Raw genomic sequence first — 20,365 nt, forward strand, 5'->3', positions numbered from 1 at the left:
CAGGATTCTCCTGTCCTTTTAAAATGGAGTGATGGAAATGAAAATAAACCAATGGATAGGCTTATGTTTATTTATAATTGGAATTTCGATTTTTTCTTATTGTTTTATAGAATGGTATAGTGCTAGAAGCTCCGCCGAATCTTTAGCATCTAGTGAAATAAAGAAATACGAAACTCAAACACCAATCACAGCACCTCCTGAAGACAAGAACGATACAATAGAAACTCCTCAAACCCACGAAGAAATTGTGCAAATTCCGTCTTCAGAAGTAAATCATCAATTAGGACAACAAGTAGCATATTTAATCATTCCTAAAATACAAAAGAAATACTCCATATATTGGGGAGTTGACGATAAAGTACTAAAAAAAGGTGTGGGCATGTTTGTAAGTGAATTAACGACTGCACCATCTGGAAATGGCCATACCGTTTTAAGTGGCCATCGAGATACTGTATTTACCGAACTAGATCAGCTAAAAGAAAATGACCAACTTATTGTAGAATACGAAAATAATACCTATACATACAACATTAACAAACATTGGATAACAGACGCGGAAGATCGTACCGTTATTGTAGAGAAAGATACACCGACATTAACATTAACAACATGTTATCCTTTTAATTACATCGGTGACGCCCCAGATCGATACATTATTGAAGCGTCTTTAGTCCCTAAAACTTAAAAGGAGCTGTCCCATAAGTCGATTTTTTTGGACTAGGTGACGGCTCCTTTTTAAACACAGTACCAATAAAAAGACATCTCCCACTCGTGAAGATGTCTTTTTACATGAACCTACAACTTCTTAATTCTCTTTCTGTAAAACCCCCGCTGCTTCTACTCCCTCTTTCTCTTCTTTTAAGAATAAAGATACGATAAAAGCAATAACGATAAAGATTAACCCTAGTGTAAATGCACCTTGGAATCCGGATGTTAAACCGTTTAACCTCTCTACTGGATCCATTGGATTTGCAGAGCTTTCCATATACTTAGTTGTTCCTGAAGACATTTTCGAAATAAAGATAGCTGTACCAATTGCGCCAGCTACTTGCTGTAACGTATTAAACAGTGCTGTTCCGTGCGGATATAAATCTGGTGTTAATTGATTTAAACCGTATGTTTGTGCTGTCATTACAAACATGAGTCCAACCATTAATACGCTATGCATGACAATAATTTGTACCATTGATGTATCAGGAGTAATGCCTTTAAATAAGAACATCGCGATTCCTACTAACACAATGCCCGGAACGATAATAACTTTCGGACTAAATTTATCAAATAGTTTACCTGCGATTGGTCCCATTATGGCGCTAATAATACTTCCCGGAAGCATTATTAGTCCTGATTTAAAGGCTGTAACGAGTAAAACTGTTTGCAGGAACATCGGTAATAAAGTCATCGTTGAAAATAACGACATCATCACAATGACGATTAATCCAACTGATATTGTAAACATCGGAACTTTAAATGCACGTAATTCTAAAATTGGATTATCGATTTTTAATTGTCGAATGACAAAAATGAATAGTGATATAAGCCCAACAATTAAAGCACCATACACTTTCGCATCCGACCATCCTGAATCACCTGATGCACTAAAGCTATACACAATCCCGCCAAATCCTAACGTCGATAAAAGAATTGATGGATAATCTACTTTTGGCCTTGTTAACTCTGTAACATTTTGAATGTATTTCATTCCAATCATAATTGAAATGATCACGATAGGAATAACAATGTAAAATAACCAGCGCCAATTCAATGAATCAACGATTACTCCAGATAATGTAGGACCAATTGCTGGAGCTGACATCATCACAAGTGCGATTAACCCCATCGTGGCACCACGTTTTTCGGGTGGACAAATAATTAAAATCGTATTCATTAATAACGGTGAAATTAACCCCGTCGCTACTGCTTGGACGATACGGCCGACTAATAAAACGGAAAATGTCGGTGCAAATCCCGCAATTAATGTACCGACTAAAAACGTTACCATAGCGATCAAGAACATTTGTCTCGTTGTGAGCCATTGCTGAAGTAATGCTGTAATCGGTACCAGCACACCCACTACTAACATGTATGCTGTAGAAAGCCATTGGATTGTTGAAGCTGTTACGCCAAATTCTTTCATTAATACCGTTAACGCATTACCAAGTAATGTTTCGTTTAATAATGCAACCATTGCCCCTAAAAGTAATGCAATTAAAATCGGGGTATGTTTCATATTAGAAGTATCAACTTTGCCACTTGCAGGGCTCTTAGTTGTTATATTCATGTATTGATTCTCCTCCTGTTTTCCACTTAAAATGCTTTATATAAACCAGAACACATGTAATATAATATACATATGTAGATTAAAAAGGGAGAATCAATTTTCAGCCTTTGTATATTTAATCTACAAAAAAGGAGAATTGTAGATGAACGATAATGAAAAACAACTTGATTTACGTATTAGACGTACACATAAATTACTATGGGATTCCTTATTTGAATTAATGACACAATCCAAACAGAAATATAGTACCATCACCATTAACCAAATATGCGATCTCGCGATGGTACACCGAACAACCTTTTATAAACATTTCGAAGATAAAGATGCTCTATTAGCATTTGGATTTAAACGATATGGCGAAATGATTGCTGAAATACCGCTTTTAGATCGATTAAGCAAACCATTTCAAGTGATGGAACAATTCCTGCATCATGAAGAAATCTGTAAAATGTTTGAGGCGCAAATGTCTGATGAACAATTTATTAGCCGTGTACATTATTTAAGTCATGACACAAGGAAGCAGGAAACGGAAGCGCTAAATCGACTGTGCAAAAATCATACGATACCAAACGATTTAATTACCGAATTCTATTCAGGGGTAATCACAACATTAAGTGCGTGGTGGTTTCAAAACGAAAGAAAAGTTTCTGCAGCAGAAATGGATAAACACTTCCATCAACTCATTAATCGGAATATTTTTCAGTTTGAAAAGGAATAACTGCAACATCAAAAAACGCCCATATGAAATAGGCGTTTTTTTATATACATACTATTACATACCGAGCTTCTTCAAATCCGAGCTTTCAACAATCGAATGGGAATATCCATCTTTTCCAACTCGCACCATCACACTTCCAAGCTGCTCAGAAAATCGCTTCAAAAGAGGATTAAAAGGCTTCATCACATCGTACATCAATTGGTATGATTTCGTTTTTGATTTCACACCATTTGATGGAGAAAAAAGCGTCGATAAATTTTCATTCCAAATATTCAGAATTAATATTAAAATAAACAATGAGGCCACGGGTATTATAAATTATACATAATGAGGGAATAGAAATGAAAATTCAATTAAAAGCTGATTTAATGCTACTACTAGTTACATTTTTTTGGGGTGCATCCATCCTACTTACAAAGCTTGGACTTGATGACATAGAAGAATACAATTTAATCGCATTACGATTTATTATTGCCTTTCTTTTATCAGGTTTAATATTTTACAAACATTTATTCAAGATCGATTTTAAAACTGTAAAATATGCATTTATATTGGCTTCTGTTTTATTTATCGTTTACATTTTCGCGACGTTTGGTACTAAGTATACAAGTGTATCTAATGCAGGTTTCTTACTATGTCTCACAGTCATTTTCATTCCAATATTATCAGCTATATTTTTAAAACACATTCCTGAAAAGAAAGTTATATTAGGAATTGTGTTAACGATAATAGGAATCGGATTACTAACATTAACTAGTGAATTCAAGATCGGTAACGGCGATATATTTTGCATACTGTCTGCCTTATTTTATGCGATTCACGTCATCATTACTGGAAGCGTAACAAAACATGTGAATTCAATTGCACTTGGGGTAGTACAACTCGGTTTTGTCGGCCTATTTAGTCTTATTTTTTCATTAGTGATGGAAACCCCAAAACTTCCTGGCACTATCGACTCATGGCTAATCATCTTAGCCTTAAGCATATTTTGCACCGCAGTCGCATTCATTGTGCAAGTTATCGCCCAGCAATACACGACGCCCACACATACAGGTCTTATCTTTTCATTAGAACCTGTCTTTTCAGCAGGATTTGCCTTCTTCTTCACAGGTGAAACGCTCACAGGGAAAGGGTATTTAGGGGCGACGCTTATATTGTTAAGTGTGTTGATTGCTGAGGTGGATTTTAAGGGGTTGTTGCGGGTTGGTTATAAGAAGAATGTGGAATAGTTATTTCTCTAAGGTAGATAAACATACCCTGAAAATATTCGTTTGTATTATTTTCATTCTCTTAACTTAAATTTTCTTTTAAATGAGCCTTTTTTTAGATGCTATCTTCGAATAAGGTAGCATCTAAAAAATGTTCAAAATTACTTACTGAATATAGTCATACAGATTTTTCGCCAACAATAAACAAGTTACTGTAATGAAAAGAGCACGAACATACCCGCTTCCTTTTTTTATAGCAAATTTGGAGCCAACAATCCCTCCAGCAATTTGAGCAATCCCCATTATAAAACCATACACATAGTTTACTTGCCCTACATACATAAACATCAACAATGCACCAACATTACTTCCTAAATTAAGAAGCTTCGCATTACCTGCTGCTTTTAAAAAATCATACCCAATAAATAAAAGAGAAAACATTAAAAACGAACCTGTGCCAGGACCTAGAAATCCATCATAAAAACCAATAGCAAAAACAAAAAAAGTAAAAATAATGACGTGTCGACCAGACAATTTTTTATGAGTGGAAATACTACCCCAATCCTTTTTGAATATCGTATAAATAGCAACCGCACCAAGCATGATCAGCATCAATGGCTTCAGTACTTCTGGGTTCATTAAATGAACGATCCATGCCCCTATTATGGAACCTATGAAAGTGAGTGGAAATAATTTAAACGCCGATTTCAAATCAAGATTACCAGAACGATAAAACACAATATTACTAGTTGCACACCCCATTGTCGACGCTAGTTTATTCGTAGCTACTGCACTTGCTGGATTCAGTCCTGTAAATAATAAAGCGGGTAAGGCAATGAGTCCTCCACCACCTACAACTGAATCAATAAATGCAGCTAAAAATCCAAAAGCAATCAAAATAATTAATACTGATGGGTCTAAATAAAAATCCATACTAGTAGCCTCCCCTTTAGTCACTATTCGAATAGTAACTAATAATTTGCTAAATGTAAACAGTTATTGTAACGTTAAAATATAAAAGCAAACATCGGAGGAAGAAAAAAGTGGACTACATAGTGCAACAGCTTAAAAAAATTGGTTTTAATGAATATGAAGCTAAATCTTATGTATCTCTTGTTAAACAAGGGCCTGTTACAGCCTACCAAGTAAGTAAGGATTCAGGTATCCCAAGAGCGCGAATTTATGAGGTTTTGGGTAACCTTGTAGAAAAAGGAATTGTCATGAAAGAAGAAATAAATGACACCACTCGCTATTCACCTCTACCTGTTGAAATCTTTTTACAGAAGGCTCAATCAGAATGGCAGTCTACTTATGAAGGAATCAGTGATTCATTAAAAAAACTAGAAACTTTCGAGGAAAAAACGGATAATCGAGTGATTACTTTAAAAGACAATAAAACAATAATTAGCTACTGTCAGGCATTAATAAAAAAAGCCCAAAAACGTATTGTCATTTCAATGTGGGATGAGATGTATGAAGCGTTAAAAGAGGAACTATCTGAGGTAGCTGATAAAGTTACAGTACAAGGTATTACCCTGCATGTTGAAAATCCCATTAAAAATCTAGAAGCCCATCGTATAACACCTTATACAGAAACCCTGTCTACAGAACATTGGTTTATTTTATCGATAGATTCTAAAGAGATGATTTATGGACCATCACTTGAGGAGCGTAATGTTGCTTTTTATACAGATGACCCAGTTCATATATACCTATTAGAAGATTATATATGGCATGATGTCTTAGTGAATCGACTTGTCCGACGTAGCCAAGACGATTTGGAGAAATGGATTACTACAGAGAGAAAATCCTTCTTTATGGAAAAATAAGAAACATATTCAGAGAATCAAAAAATAAAGCATAAGTTAATGAAATAGAACACTTATGCTTTATTCTTTGTTATTTGCAAAGTGATACTCAAGTCTTTTCACTATTCCCCCTCCACAAATCGCCCAAACTCCTTCAAAAATCTTAGTTTAAAACTGCCCACAGGTCCATTCCGATGCTTCGCCACATGAATCTCCGTCATCTCTTTCTGTATCGTTTCCTTATCGTAATAATCCTCACGATACATAAGCATAATCACATCCGCATCTTGCTCAATTTGTCCCGTCTCTCTTAAGTCAGATAAAAGAGGGCGCTTATCTTGACGCGACTCTACTGAACGAGACAAACTGCTTTTTCGAATACATTCGGATGTAATAATTGTCCATATTTATAGAAAATAGATTGCGAGTCTTCAGGTATTTCTTTTCTATTTGGATTTTGAAGCATTGCATATTGCTTTAACCAACTTTGATTTGTATATTCACTCTTCCACGTTAAAAGTTGCGATAGATTCGCTTGAAATTCTGATGGAACATTACAATATCCACCCGAAAAAGTTAAACTAGCTACTTTTTCAGGATACTTTTTCGCAAAGATAGAAAGTTTGAAATCTATTAATGAATTCTTGCGATAAAATATATTTATGCGGAGGAGAAAATAAAAAGACCACGAAAAGGTAGCCTCGCAAAATGAGTTGAAAAACTAGCAGCCTACAGGAGATTTCTCTAAAATGGTTGTTATATATAATTGAAAATGTAGAATGAGATTAAAGATAAAAAAACATTTTTAGGAGGTTATCATGACATTTGATGAATTGAAAAAAAACAAACCAACAACCCCATGGATTGAGAATGATGAAGATGGGGAGTTTTTCACCGAAGAAAATATAAGTGCAACAAATAAAGTGCTCGACACTTACATTAACAATTTAGAGCAATTGGGAGAGAACCCAACCGAAGTCGAAATAATGCAAGTCGTTAAAGAGGTAGTTATTAAAATAAATGAATTAAATGTCGAACATGACTATTTTATCGAAACAATGGAAAGAGAAGATCTCTATGAATTTATCGATACAGCAGCACGGATAGCTGGCTTAGAATCCGAAGAAGACATCACAGAAGAATGGCGAGAATGGTAAAAAAGTTGCACCTCTAATTGTTAGAGGTGCAGCTTTTTGAATTTCGTTGTACATATAAGAATCACCACAACCAAATTAAATAAAGGGACGATTCTCTTATATATATGATAGTAAAAACTAATTTACACCTTTTGAGACAACATCGCATCTATCCTCTCCGATAAAAACTCTCCTGTCCATCCATCTTCATTCGCAATCGATCCTCCGTCAGTGTTAATTCTACGTTTTGGTATTCACCTGAATTTTGTTTGACCGAGATAATATATGTATTATCTCCACTCTTCGGTTCAGAACTTATATAGAATTTATGTTGCGGAAGACGGCCGCCTGGCTGTTCCCTTTCGATAATTAATTCACCGCTTTTATCTCCTTCATCTAATACAAAAGCTATATTATATCCACCGGTAGTATTAATCCAATCGCCTTCTACCTGTCTGAATGGTATCGTTGTATTCGTACGAATAGATTGTTCACGTTTATCACTTTGTCCTGTATACGCTTTTTTCTCATCAACAGGCTCATAGTAATTCATAAACTCTTCCTTCGTCATTCGTGTAAGTGAAAGGTTCTCTTCTTCATGCCCTAGCCTGATTAACTCAATCTCTTCGTCATCTATTACATTTACACGAACATTAAACCGTGTGAATGTTTCTAAATTAGATTCCACTTCATAGATGCGTAAGCTAATTTTCTTCTCATCAATATCTTGTTCTTTAAATAAGTATGTAACGTTTTCTTCGCCGTTATAGAGTGTTATTTCGCCCTTTTTATCATCAATTACATGAATCCCGACATAACTTGGATCACTTTTATCTACCCAATAACCATCTATATCTGATAATGATGCGGTGCTTAGTTGTGTGTTTTCTTCTTCGCTATATTCACTAGTTTCTACCGAAGTTGCTACTTTATCATCCTCTGAGAAAAATGAATTTTTCATCATAAGTATCGCTGTTATGACAATGATTGCTCCGATAATGCTGAATAGAATAAAGTTCCCTTTCTTCCTATTATCCATTTGTTTTGTAGCTTGTTCATCCTCTTCCAGGCTACCTCCACATGAGACACAAAATCGTTCGTTCCCAGACCTTTCCTTACCACAATGTCCACAAAAACGATTCCGTCCTTTCTTCGGATCCACACGTTTTAACAATTTATCTATCATGCCTTGTCCAACTAATGTTCCACTAAATACATTCAAAGCGGTTTCTTTTTGTTCTGGAGTCATGCTTCCCCATTGTGAAGAACCTTTAGTATCTGAAGTAACTTTTACATGATCATTTCCTTGCGCTTCTACATTTACAAGATTTGCATCTGGACCATGATACGATAAGTTATTCGTTACATCTCCGTCTGGTGCCGTTCTTACATGGCCTTTCACCGCTACCATTTCTGGATTGACTGGCTTTGCATCTGGACCGTGATACGATAAGTTATTCGTTACGTCTCCGTCTGGCGCCGTTCTTACATGAGCTTTCACCGCTACCATTTCTGGATTGACTGGCTTTGCATCTGGACCGTGATACGATAAGTTATTCGTTACATCTCCGTCTGGCGCTGTTCTTACATATGGTTGCACATTCGTTCCCTTAGCTATATGCGCCTCTGAAGAATGTACAACTGTTTCTCCTGTCACAGCGTGCCCATCAACCACTCCAGGTTCTGCGACATAAACATCTCCACCAACATGCATTTTTAAAAATGGCAAAATGAAAGAAATAATAATAAGAGGTACACTTCCCATAATTCCAAGAGCTGCATAACTACTATAACTATGTCCATACAACCAAATTAACGTTGCTCTTATACCAATAAAGCCTAACACCGAAACGATAATAGACTCCATTACTTTACTAGGTGAAGAATCGTAGGCTAAAGACGCACTAGTAGGATCGAAACTCATTCTGGCTAATAAAATAGCCGCGATTCCATATACAAGCAATCCAGCTAAGAAAGGCCTCCAATTTTTTAGCACAAACTGAATTCTCATAAAAAAGAGAACGAGCATAACAATAAAAATAATTGGTGCTAAAAATGGAAGAATTGCCGCTATTATGCCTAATATGATCATGAAAAATAACATTTTCTTCAATAACTTAAATGATGTAATAATAAAAAATAAAAATAGTCCAAAACCAAATAATCCTGGATGGATATACCCTAAAAATAGAATGATAGGAAATAATGTTATCGCTATTTTATGATGGGTGGTTTCTTTCTGACTCGCTATCCATTCCTCCATACTTTATATTCCTTTCTTAATTGTTTTCATAAACCGTTTTCATCCTTATCGATTATATACTGCTTTTTATAATTTATATATAAATATTTAACAAGGAACTTGTAACTTTCTTACGACAAATTCCGCAGAAACTACCACTAAAACTAGCAACAAATTCAAACAAAAAAAGACCACCAAAAGGCAGCCTCACAACTGAATCGTAGTACCAACTCCACGCTCCACCGCTTTTTCATACAAATACTTCGCAACGATAATATCTACTACCGCCAAACCAACTGATTTGAAAATAGTAATCTCTTCATCGTTCTCTCTACCAGCTTTTTCCCCGTTTATAATTTGACCAAGTTCGGCGTGGAGATTGCTAGCTTCGAATAGACCTTCTTTTATCGGTACTTGGAGGTCACCGGTTTCTTCTAGCGCTGCTTCTTTTGATTCGACTACTACTTTGTTTGCGTTAGCGATGGCGTGAGATGGTAGTTCTTGCATGCTCGGTCTGAATGAACCGACGGCGTTTATGTGGACGCCCTTTTGTAATTTTTCTGAGAAGACTGGTGTGGATGCATTCGTTGTTGTGACGATAATATCTGCTTCGCTTATTGCTTCATTTGGATCTCTGTAGACGTAAGCCGGTTTGTTAAATTTCTCTTGTATATATTGCGCGAATGCATAGGCTTTTTCTTCCGTTCGGTTATACAGTATGATTTTTTCGATATCCCTAACAGCGAGTACAGCTTCCGCAATTCCTTTCGCTTGTTCCCCTGTACCGATGATGCACAAGTTTTTTGCATTATGACGAGCTAAATGCTTTGTCGCTACACCTGATAAGGCGCCTGTTCGAATCATCGTTAAGTAGGATCCTTCTAAAAGTGCGAGCGGTTCTCCCGTTTGAAAGTCTGATAGCATAACGATCCCGTTTATCGTTTTCTTTCCTATCTTTTTATTATGAGGAGCTACCGTTACTACTTTTAAGCCGAGTGCTTCAAGTCCTTCCGCTACTGAAGGCATAATTAATGCGGTATTTTGCTCGTTCGCAAATGGTAATGAGCCGCGAATTGGTGTAATCGTTCTTTCTGCTGAAAATTCTTTTAAAGCAAGCGCCGCGTATTCAATAACTTCATTCATATTTACTAAGTTTTTTTGTTCGTTCGCGCTTATGACTAGCATATTTGTTCACCCTTTTCTAAATTCTTTTCTTCACTAGATGTGATATTTTCATTCACGACCTGCGCCCCTACTAAATCACCCGTAATATTTACAACTGTGTGGCCCATATCAACGAGCGGAGAAACCGCCGCAATAATCGGGATAATTGTTAGCGGGAGCCCTAGTGTAGAAAGTAAAATAGTCGCGGTAATAACGTCCGCACCTTTTACACCAGCACAGCCCGCCGCAAGGACGATTCCTAAAAATACAGTTTGCATAATAAGCCCAAATGTAATTGGAATACCATATACGTTTAATGCGAAGACCGCTAAAACACCGAGCGCTGCTGATAGTCCGTTCATATTAACAGTAGCTCCAAGTGGAATGGTGAAACCAGCTACCGATTCAGGTATACGAAGTCTTTTTTGCGCAACTTCCATCGTTACTGGAAGCGTTGCGCTACTTGATGTCGTACTAGCAGCTACGAGCATAGCTGGACTCACTTGTTTGTAGAAATGAATTGGGCTTATCTTCCCGAAAACTTTCAGTACAATTGGGTACATAATGAACACAATGAGTAGCAATGATAAATAATCAGCTACTACATAGCTAACGACCGCAGTAAGCATGTCAGCTCCAAATGTGCCAACTACATGAGCAATTAACGCCATAATTCCGTATGGGGCAAATCCGATAACGAGCTCTGCAATTTTAATCATGACTCCTGATCCTTCATGCACTAATTTACGAATTCCTTTCGCTTGATCCCCAAGAAGAATAAGTGCCACCCCGACAAAAATAGCAAAGATAATAATTTGAAGCATACTCGTTTCTGAGGCTGCTTGAATGACGTTAGAAGGAAACCATTGCACGATATTATCTACAAAACTAAACTTCTCTTCTTTAAAGTTCTGCCCATTCGCAAGAAGACCTTCTACTCCTTTACCAGGGTTGATAATAAAAGCGATCACTACGCCAATGCTTGTCGCTAATACCGCTGTAACTGCATAGTAAATAAAAATTCTGCCGCCAATCGCTCGTAACATTTTCGGATTTTCAAGTTGCGCGATACCTGAGACGATACTTAAAAAAGTTAAAGGAACAATAATCATTTGTAATAAACGAATAAATATATCCCCAATCGGCTTTAAAACAGCTACTTTCGGTCCAAATGCTATCCCTAAAGCAATACCGATTAATGCCCCTATCAAAATTTTCACAGGTAAATTTTGTTTTCGCCACCACTTCATCCAAAGGTCCCTCCCCTTAAGAAAACATTAAGCTAACAAAAACCCCCGATTCAAATCATCCCTCGGATCTACAACAAACTGATGGAATCCTGTAATAAATGCATTCCCCGTTACTTTCGGAACGACAGCTTCATATTTATCTACTTCTGTTACCGACAATACTTCTCCCTCAAATTGGCCGTCAGTAATGCATTCGTGGATGAAAATCTCTCCTTTTTGTAAGGCATCTTTTTCAAAAAGAGTCGCGATTCTTGCGGAAGTTCCTGTGCCGCAAGGGGAACGGTCTACTTGCCCATCAGCGAAGATCGTTACATTTCGTAAAGTAGCGTCTTTTCCTTTCGGTTCATCTGAAAAAATAACGCCATATATTCCTTTTAAACCTTCTTCAAGTGGATGTTTTACTTCCATTTGGCTCTCGATATAGTGCTTAATTTTACCGCCCCACGTTTGAATGGCAGATAAATCTTTGAAATCAACTTTCAACCCAAATTCTTTACTATCTACTACCGCATAAAATGCGCCGCCAAATGCAATATCTACTTGAAATTCATAGTCATCTATTTTGATAGGAACGTCTTTTTTATATACGAACGAAGGAACGTTTTCGAATGATACTGACTCAACTTCGCTTCCGTTATATTTTGCGTACGCAATAACTTCCCCAGCAGGGCTATCAATAATGAATTTTTGTTTTTCACCTGTCACTTCAAACATACCTGTTTCAATTCCAACTGTAATAACAGCAATAATGCCGTGACCACACATCGTACTCCAGCCTTCATTGTGCATAAATAAAACGCCAAAATCAGCATGAGCACTTGCAGGCGGAGTAATGATACAACCGTACATTCCGTGATGTCCTCTCGGTTCATACATAAGAATCTCACGAAGATGATCCAAATGTTCCATGCAGTAGGCGCGTCTTTCTAGTTGTGTTTCTCCCTTTATCACTGGCACTCCGCCCGTAATAATTCGAAGTGGTTCCCCAGCTACGTGAGCATCAATTGTTGTGTATATTTTACTAATCTTCATTTCTATCTCTCCTCTATATATTGATACTATTTTTATTGCAATTATCATGCCAAAGTGTAGAGCGTTAATTTGTTTACATTTTTCAGAAAAAGGTGTATCCTTTTGGCAACAAATCTGTATACCACTGTCTACTTTTTTATAAATCCCCTACTCATTATTACGGGATAAATTCTTTTGGAGGCCACGTTATGAAACAATTCGATAACTTTGCAGTTCCAACGTTGCATACACTCCTCTCTTACGTGGAAGAAGCGATTTCTATCGTAAATACGAAGGGCGTTATGTTGTACTGGAATGAGGCAGCAGAAAAAATGTATGACATTAAAAAGGAAGATATTATCGGAAAGAATGTGCAAGAGTTTTTTTCAAAAGAAGATATTATGAATTTAAAAGTTCTTAAGAGCGGGCAACCGGTCCGGGATATTTATCATCTTCCTCGGCCAGATAAGCACGTATTAATTAGTACGACTCCTATTTATAACGACGACAACGAATTAGTTGGTTCTATGTCTGTAGAAAGAGATATTACCGTAACGATTAAGTTAAATGAAAAATTATCCTCTACTTCTGAAGAATTACAACAATTAAAGCAAATGATTCAGCATCAACAAGATGACCCCTTCAGCACGATTAAAGGAAGTAACGCAACACTTCAGCACATAATCCACAACATGAAAAAGGTAGCGAAAACCGATGCGACGATTTTAATTACAGGAGAAAGCGGTGTTGGGAAGGAGCTATTTGCCCAGGCTATTCACGAAGCAAGCCTGAGAAGTAAGCAATCTTTTATCCCGATTAATTGCGGCGCTATTCCTGCCGCCCTATTTGAAAGTGAGTTATTTGGTTATGAATCCGGAGCATATACTGGAGCCGCTAAGGGCGGAAAGGCAGGAAAGTTAGAATTAGCAAATGGCGGTACTTTATTTTTAGATGAAGTAGGCGAGCTCCCGCTTGATATGCAAGTGAAGCTACTTCGCGCTTTACAAGAAAAAGAAATTTACCGAATTGGTGGGCAAACGCCGAAAAAAATAAACGTAAGAATTATTGCTGCAACGAATCGTATTTTAGAAGACATGGTGCTCAGCGGAACGTTTCGATCTGATTTGTTTTATAGATTAAATGTTTTTACGGCGCACATCCCGCCGCTGCGAGAGCGAACAGACGATATTTCCTTTTTAACTCATCATTTCTTAAAGGAATTTTCTTTTAAATATAACAAGCCCGCTCCATTCGTTCATCAAGAAGCAATGAACAGGCTACATACATATTTTTGGCCGGGTAATATTCGCGAACTACGCAATATAATAGAAAGATTAATTGTCCTTCATGACGGGAAAGAAATACGGGAAGCAAATATTTTGCAGCTATTGCCTTCGCAAAAATCTGTTCATCATACAGAGCGTTCACTCACTGATGAGAAAAAGAACTTAGAAAAAACCAGAATTATACAAGCTCTCGAAGACACGTACGGAAACAAAAGCATCGCTGCGAAAAAGTTAGGCATGTCCCGGGCTAACTTATATAAGAAGCTGAAAAAGTATGGGATTACTTATGAAGTAGAGCGTTAATCAGTAGTGTATGTGTTCATAAGCCAATAAAAAAGTCATTTATTCATAGTGCATAAGATTCATTGTGGAATTCAAGCCACATATTCGTTCTTGGGAGGTGCTGTAGCACCTCCTTTTCTTTTGCAACAAACGGGCCAGATTGTGGAGGATCTCTTCTGAAATAATTGGATATTAATGTTAAAACAGATGAACATTATGAAGTAATGTACTTAAAACTATAAGACAGGATTATTGCTTTCCTATATAATTATAGCAAACAAAAGATAGGTTATTTAAGGATGGCTAATATGTTGAAAGCAAAAACGAAATATCAAACTTGGATACGAATTTACAAACTAATTATTTTTTTGGTTATTTCACTCATTCTTCTCTTAGTAACATTATTACCTGTTAATTTATATTTGCGAATCCTGTCAGGTATTTTTGCGTTACCTTTTATTTATATAGCATTTATACTTTCTTATTCAGTTTACCAATTTGCAGCAGTTGGGGGGAATTATCAGTCAAAAATACATGATTTAATTGTTGCCAAAGTGAATTGGGATGAAAAAGGAAAAATACTAGATATAGGAACCGGTAGTGGTTCACTGATTATTAAACTGGCAAAGACTTTTCCTAAGTCCTTTCTAACTGGAATTGATTATTGGGGCGGAAATTGGGAATATTCCAAATCCCAATGCCAACAGAATGCTGAAAATAGAAGGGGTCTCTGATAGAATTGATTTTCTGAAAGCAAGTGCTGCAGAACTCCCTTTTACTGATGATGAATTTGATATAATTGTAAGCTGTCTAACATTTCATGAAGTAAAAGATAGAGAAAATAAAACTGAAGTAATTAATGAGGCATTAAGAGTATTAAAACCTGGTGGCGAGTTTGTTTTCTTAGATTTATTTATGGATGAAAAAATATTTGGAGATGAAAAAGAGCTCTTAAATGTCTTAAAGAAACATGGTGTATCTGAATTGAATAGCTACAAGCTTGCTGAAGAAATGGAGTTACCAAAACTCTTATTGAACAAAAAAGTATTAGGAAATGCAATGATTTTGAGTGGAAGGAAATAAGAATGCACTAATTCGTCCTTATAATAGCGCGGACTTCTCTATTATAAGGGCGACTACTTAATTTAACTTAACAAAGTGATGTAGCTCTATTTGTTTTTTGCATCTTTTTTAGCAACATCGTAACTTTATTTCAAACCCACACACCTAACCCCAACAAAAAAATCCCCCGAAACCCGGGGGATCCATCAAACCCTAACCGCCACCACATCCGGCACTTGCTTAGCAATTTCCTCACCAATCTTTATACTAGCCGTTGCGGCCGGAGATGGTGCGTTGCAAATATGCAAAGAATTGATGCCAGGGATAATGCAGAAATCATCAACCATATTTCCGTTTGATAATATAGCCTGTGCCCTTACACCTGCATGGGTTGGCACGATATCTTTCTCTGTAAGTTCTGGTATTAGGTGCTGCAAGCTTTTTAGGAATGATTGTTTACTAAATGAGCGCACCATTTCTTTTATGCCTTCTTTCATATTTGGCATCGCCATTTTCCAAAAGCCTGTGTATGTCATTGTTTCCATGAAGTCTTTAATATCAAAGTCCGTTTTCGTATAGCCTTCTCGCTTAAAGCTTAATACTGCATTTGGTCCTGCATGTACGTCTCCGTTTATCATTCTTGTGAAATGAACACCTAGAAATGGGAATTCTGGATTTGGAACTGGATAGATTAAATGTTTTACAAGATGGCGTTTTTCTGGGACAAGTTCGTAATATTCACCACGAAACGGAACAATTTTCATATCCGTTAATATTCCTGTCTTTTTCGCAATACGATCGCTATGTAATCCAGCGCAGTTAATGAGAAATTTCGCTTTAAATACACCTTGATTCGTCTCAATTGTTACAGCGTCTTTCTTCTCAGTAATACGCTCTGCGGTTGTTCCAAAATGTACTTCCCCACCGCTTTCTTGAATCAAGCGGGCAAATGCATAACTTACTCCTCTATAGTCAGCAATCCCGCAAGAAGGAACACGGATTGCGCCAAGTCCCTTTACATGAGGTTCAATTTCAGCTAATTCTTCCTTACCTATTTTTTCAATATGTAAATCGTTTTGTAAGCCTCTTTCATATAAGTTATGTAAAAGAGGAAGTTCGTCCTTTTCTGTAGCGACAATTACTTTTCCGCACATGTCATAAGCGATGTCATTTTCTTTACAAAATTGAACCATAGCTGCATTTCCTTCTTTGGCAAACTTCGCTTTATAACTCCCTGGTTTATAGTAAATTCCAGAGTGAATTACTCCGCTATTATGTCCAGTTTGATGATGTGCAAGTTCCTTTTCTTTTTCAATGATCGCGATTTTCGCACGAGGGAATTTTTTCGTTAAAGCCATTCCAGTTGAAAGCCCAACAATTCCTCCGCCAATAATTATAAAGTCATACATCCTACTTCCCCCTTAATAGTATAAAAGGCAGGTCTCCTTGAGAGACCCGCCGTACATATTATTTAGAAAAACAACCACGTTGACGCATTAGTTCTCTATATAAATCTTTATTTTTCTCAAACGCAGCTCTTCCGTGCATCCAAAATAAATTGTTTAACAGAACTAAGTCACCAATTGGTAATTTCAATGCATGTGTTGCTGGTGAGTTTTCAACAGAATATGATAAGTCTTTCAGATAGTTTGCTTGTTCAATATTATCTGGATAAGCGAACTGATCAATAAAGCAAATACATGGTGCGTTATTCACATCAAAAAACGTTTCACGATAGACGATTTCTTGCGCATTTTTACTTGGTGGTGCTTTATACGTAACTTTAACAGATGCGAGCGAATGATTTCTAAATTTCTGAAGATCTTCCCAATCGTCTAAATGTAGTAAACGGGATTCCCCTCCTACTGCATTTTGCTCTTCAATTTTCATCATAAGAAGCCAATCTGTCGGTTCATCAACGAATGTACCGTCTGTATGAAGTGTAAACAATCGGTATGCTTGACGAAGGTAAGAATCACTGCTATCTGTATCTTTCACATTAAATCTAGCATAATACGTTCCTGTCATTGCATCAAAGTTTGGCTCCCCGATTAAATGTGTTAACGCTGTTGCAAATTTCACGTAGTCTGCTGGATCTGCCGTTTCACCTTGTACCCCAATTGTAAATCCGCCCGTTTCACGGTCATGAACAATGCCGCGAATGTTATCCATAAATGATTGCCCAAAAATCTTTCTCATTCCATCAGCAAGATTAAACCGAGAATAAGGAATGTATTGTAATGACTGCTCTGAATGCTCTTTTACCTCTTCAAAAAACTGCTTAAGCAATTGCTGATTTAACACAATATGGTATAAACGCTTATGCTCTGGATGAGGAACAATCTCATATCCCTCATATTTCTTTGCAAATTTCATCTTCGTACTTTGTTCTGTAATAATCGACATTTCAATTCCTCCCTAATTTAAATATGAAGAACTTATTGACGTTTTTTACAGACAGTTATCCTTATCTTCTTATGCTGAGATTCGGTCTTACTGCCCTAACATCGAAAAAGCCAGTCATACGCATCCACGACATAAAATCGTAGAAACGTACAACTGGCTCATAATTACGAGTGTTCTTTAATCTCTTAAAGTACAATAATAATAGACAGTTTGTATGAAAATATTTGTAAAACAGGAAAGCAAGATCGAATATAGAGAAGGCTAATTTCTCGTATGGATCTTATTAATTAAATAATAATTCATAATATTCTAACTGTCAATTCGTTTTTTATTATTTTCTCGACATACTTTACACATTTTACAAATCCTCTTACTTTCCGCACATCCTCTTTTTTTCGTCTCTTGTTTTACAACTTGAACTTCATTTAACTTTTTCATATTCCTTGCCTCCTCAATATAAAAAGCCAGTCGTATCCCGCGTTAACGGAAATACAACTGGCTCTCGTTTACGGTGATAAAGTGAAACTTTGATCAGTGGGGACGTAGTTCATCCTCACTGATTATTAGTTTCACCAATCGGGCATTTACGGGCAGTTGATCTCCAGCTACGTTTGTGAGGTGGGGATCTTACTGCGCGTTAATGCGGGATAAACTAGACAGTTTTTATGGTGTTGTTTCCTCGTACTCTCCTCTGGGCTGTTCATCATTTACATAACTTACGTATTGGCGATGTAAATCCTTTACCGCACTAACGATAGCATTTTGCGCTTTTCCTTGATAATGGTCCATAATATCTTGAACGATTTCTTCAATACCATCTTGCAAACTATGTCCTCTCAACATTTGAGCGACGAAGTCTCTACCATGCTCTGTCGCAAGCGTACATGACGCTTCAATAATGACATGATATTTATGATCTGCCTCAATTGTAATTGTTAGTGTCTCGTACATACTGCGAACAGCCATCCCTTTCGGAAGTCTCGAATGTCCTGCCATAAAAAATGTCCCTTTACGCATATTTCATCCTCCGTTACTATGTTTTTTATCGCTTATACTTGATCTACGTATACTGTCTTTATTCTTGTATAAAATTCTTTCGCCGCTTTTCCTTGTTCACGCGGTCCAGCACTAGAGTTTTTCATTCCGCCAAACGGAACTTGTGGTTCTGCTCCTGCAGTTTCTGAATTCACGTGTACCATTCCGACTTCCATATCATCAATAAACCTTTGCGATAAACTTAAATTATTCGTGCAAATCGATGCACTTAGTCCGTATTCTGTATCATTCGCTAAAGAAACTGCTTCTTCATAACTATTCACTTTAAATAAACATATAACTGGACCGAAAATTTCTTCTCTCGCAATGCGTGCATCTTTATCGACATTTTCAAAAATAGTCGGTAAAACATAACAGCCTCGCTGCAGTTCAGATTCGCCTGGCACGCTGCCTCCATACAGTAAAGAAGCCTCTCCTTTTCCTACTTCAATCATCGATAAAATAGATTGCTGCTGCCCCTTGGAAACACATGGGCCCATAAATGTATCCGGTTCTAGCGGGTTCCCAACTGTAAGAGCTTCCGTGCGCTGCAACAGTCGACCCTTGAACGCTTCATAAATGTCCTCTTCGACTATTACTCTACTTGTTGCAGTACATTTTTGCCCTGTTGACATAAACGCACCTTTTATCGCAATACTTACCGCCTTTTCAATATCGGCATCTTTTAATACAACTAACGGATTTTTTCCGCCCATTTCTAATTGTACTTTTTTCTGAGTTTCAACCGCTGCTTTTTGAATGATGTTTCCAACGTAATTAGAACCAGTAAAGGATACCGCTTTTATATCCGGATTTCCCGTTAATTCTGCTCCAACTTCAGAGCCTTTTCCGAATACACAATTTATAACGCCTGCTGGAATGCCTGCCTCATGAAAGGCGTTTACAAGATGGTACACCGATTTTGGCGTAACTTCGGCCGGCTTAATGACAATCGTATTTCCGTAAATAAGTGCCGGCGCCATTTTCCACGCTGGAATTGCAATCGGAAAGTTCCACGGCGTAATTAATCCGACTGGTCCTACTGCTACACGTTTACTATAGAGCATTGTACTTTCATTAGCAGACGGGATGAGCTCTCCGATCGGCTGATTTGCTTCCCCTGCATAATATTCAAGAATGCTAATCGCCCGCTTCGTCTCTCCTATTCCTTCCGCAATCGTCTTTCCTTCTTCGCTTGTTACATCCCGGCCAACTTCATTTACCTTTTCTTTTAAAATAGCTGCCGCTTTCCATAAATAGCTCGCTCTTTCTTGAAACGATAACTTTTGCCATTTATGAAACGCTTCTTTCGCTGATGCGATTGCTACTCGTGTATCTTCTACTGAACTAAACGGGAATTCACCTAGTACTTCCCCGTTATGCGGATTATAATTTTTCACGTATGCATTCGTAGAAGGTTCTCTCCACTCACCGTTTATATAATTGAAAAACCTCATTCCCCTGCCCCCACCGTTT

The 20,365-nt window shown here is 37.2% G+C and carries 17 protein-coding genes and 2 pseudogenes; 7 read left to right on the top strand and 12 right to left on the bottom strand.

What is annotated here, in order from left to right; translation table 11 throughout:
* The first annotated feature begins 37 nt into the window (after positions 1-37).
* Positions 38-685, top strand: coding sequence for a class D sortase (locus NSQ47_RS27365; protein WP_341038838.1), 648 nt, complete (start codon positions 38-40; stop codon positions 683-685).
* A 120-nt stretch (positions 686-805) separates the two neighbouring features.
* On the opposite strand, the gene NSQ47_RS27370 is transcribed toward NSQ47_RS27365, so the two are convergent.
* Positions 806-2,281: an MDR family MFS transporter gene (locus tag NSQ47_RS27370; protein WP_341038839.1), complete on the bottom strand. Its 1,476-nt coding sequence runs from the start codon at positions 2,279-2,281 to the stop codon at positions 806-808.
* Between the two features lie 142 nt (positions 2,282-2,423).
* Here NSQ47_RS27370 and NSQ47_RS27375 point away from each other — a divergent pair, with 142 nt between their 5' ends.
* Both NSQ47_RS27375 and NSQ47_RS27380 read left to right on the top strand, forming a co-directional pair.
* On the top strand, positions 2,424-2,999 hold the full coding sequence (locus NSQ47_RS27375; protein ID WP_341038841.1) for a TetR/AcrR family transcriptional regulator: 576 nt from the start codon (positions 2,424-2,426) through the stop codon (positions 2,997-2,999).
* Positions 3,000-3,340: 341 nt separating this feature from the next.
* Positions 3,341-4,228: a DMT family transporter gene (locus NSQ47_RS27380; protein WP_341038842.1), complete on the top strand. Its 888-nt coding sequence runs from the start codon at positions 3,341-3,343 to the stop codon at positions 4,226-4,228.
* A gap of 144 nt (positions 4,229-4,372) precedes the next feature.
* Here NSQ47_RS27380 and NSQ47_RS27385 read toward each other — a convergent pair whose 3' ends face one another.
* Positions 4,373-5,140: a TSUP family transporter gene (locus tag NSQ47_RS27385; protein WP_063217487.1), complete on the bottom strand. Its 768-nt coding sequence runs from the start codon at positions 5,138-5,140 to the stop codon at positions 4,373-4,375.
* A 110-nt stretch (positions 5,141-5,250) separates the two neighbouring features.
* Between NSQ47_RS27385 and NSQ47_RS27390 the strand changes: the two genes are divergently transcribed.
* A complete protein-coding gene (locus NSQ47_RS27390) occupies positions 5,251-6,036 on the top strand; it encodes a TrmB family transcriptional regulator (RefSeq protein ID WP_341038844.1) in 786 nt (261 codons plus the stop codon).
* Between the two features lie 101 nt (positions 6,037-6,137).
* On the opposite strand, the pseudogene NSQ47_RS27395 reads toward NSQ47_RS27390, so the two are convergent.
* Positions 6,138-6,386 (bottom strand): annotated as a pseudogene (locus NSQ47_RS27395) (DnaB-like helicase C-terminal domain-containing protein); the annotation flags it as partial.
* A gap of 447 nt (positions 6,387-6,833) precedes the next feature.
* On the opposite strand from NSQ47_RS27395, the gene NSQ47_RS27400 reads away from it, so the two are divergent.
* On the top strand, positions 6,834-7,172 hold the full coding sequence (locus NSQ47_RS27400; protein ID WP_341038845.1) for a hypothetical protein: 339 nt from the start codon (positions 6,834-6,836) through the stop codon (positions 7,170-7,172).
* Between the two features lie 148 nt (positions 7,173-7,320).
* Here NSQ47_RS27400 and NSQ47_RS27405 read toward each other — a convergent pair whose 3' ends face one another.
* The 4 genes from NSQ47_RS27405 to NSQ47_RS27420 form a co-directional block, all read right to left on the bottom strand.
* Positions 7,321-9,414, bottom strand: a complete 2,094-nt coding sequence (locus NSQ47_RS27405) for a hypothetical protein (protein WP_341038846.1) — start codon at positions 9,412-9,414, stop codon at positions 7,321-7,323.
* Between the two features lie 186 nt (positions 9,415-9,600).
* A complete protein-coding gene (locus NSQ47_RS27410) occupies positions 9,601-10,578 on the bottom strand; it encodes an ornithine cyclodeaminase family protein (protein WP_341038848.1) in 978 nt (325 codons plus the stop codon).
* The gene (locus NSQ47_RS27415; protein ID WP_199661085.1) at positions 10,572-11,807 is read right to left on the bottom strand and encodes a dicarboxylate/amino acid:cation symporter; all 1,236 of its coding nucleotides are present in this window, start codon (positions 11,805-11,807) and stop codon (positions 10,572-10,574) included. Before NSQ47_RS27415 ends, NSQ47_RS27410 begins: the two co-directional genes overlap by 7 nt.
* A gap of 27 nt (positions 11,808-11,834) precedes the next feature.
* Positions 11,835-12,887 carry a proline racemase family protein gene (locus NSQ47_RS27420; RefSeq protein WP_341038851.1) on the bottom strand — a complete coding sequence of 351 codons (1,053 nt, stop codon included), beginning with the start codon at positions 12,885-12,887 and terminating at the stop codon, positions 11,835-11,837.
* A gap of 140 nt (positions 12,888-13,027) precedes the next feature.
* Between NSQ47_RS27420 and NSQ47_RS27425 the strand changes: the two genes are divergently transcribed.
* Positions 13,028-14,407 (top strand): sigma-54 interaction domain-containing protein, encoded by a 1,380-nt coding sequence (locus NSQ47_RS27425; protein ID WP_341038853.1) that lies wholly within the window; start codon positions 13,028-13,030, stop codon positions 14,405-14,407.
* A 287-nt stretch (positions 14,408-14,694) separates the two neighbouring features.
* Positions 14,695-15,469, top strand: a pseudogene (locus NSQ47_RS27430) (class I SAM-dependent methyltransferase).
* A 185-nt stretch (positions 15,470-15,654) separates the two neighbouring features.
* Here NSQ47_RS27430 and lhgO read toward each other — a convergent pair.
* The 5 genes from lhgO to NSQ47_RS27455 form a co-directional block, all read right to left on the bottom strand.
* Positions 15,655-16,857, bottom strand: a complete 1,203-nt coding sequence (gene lhgO, locus NSQ47_RS27435) for an L-2-hydroxyglutarate oxidase (protein ID WP_341038855.1) — start codon at positions 16,855-16,857, stop codon at positions 15,655-15,657.
* 58 nt (positions 16,858-16,915) lie between these two features.
* Positions 16,916-17,854, bottom strand: a complete 939-nt coding sequence (gene glaH / locus NSQ47_RS27440; RefSeq protein ID WP_002114772.1) for a glutarate dioxygenase GlaH — start codon at positions 17,852-17,854, stop codon at positions 16,916-16,918.
* Positions 17,855-18,163: 309 nt separating this feature from the next.
* The gene (locus NSQ47_RS27445) at positions 18,164-18,292 is read right to left on the bottom strand and encodes a hypothetical protein (protein WP_265176587.1); all 129 of its coding nucleotides are present in this window, start codon (positions 18,290-18,292) and stop codon (positions 18,164-18,166) included.
* A gap of 225 nt (positions 18,293-18,517) precedes the next feature.
* Positions 18,518-18,871, bottom strand: a complete 354-nt coding sequence (locus tag NSQ47_RS27450) for a DUF3870 domain-containing protein (protein WP_002159096.1) — start codon at positions 18,869-18,871, stop codon at positions 18,518-18,520.
* Positions 18,872-18,903: 32 nt separating this feature from the next.
* Positions 18,904-20,346 carry an aldehyde dehydrogenase family protein gene (locus NSQ47_RS27455; RefSeq protein WP_341038860.1) on the bottom strand — a complete coding sequence of 481 codons (1,443 nt, stop codon included), beginning with the start codon at positions 20,344-20,346 and terminating at the stop codon, positions 18,904-18,906.
* Positions 20,347-20,365 lie beyond the last annotated feature (19 nt).

The sequence above is a fragment of the Bacillus sp. FSL R10-2780 genome (assembly GCF_038006125.1).
GTDB lineage: Bacteria > Bacillota > Bacilli > Bacillales > Bacillaceae_G > Bacillus_A > Bacillus_A cereus_U.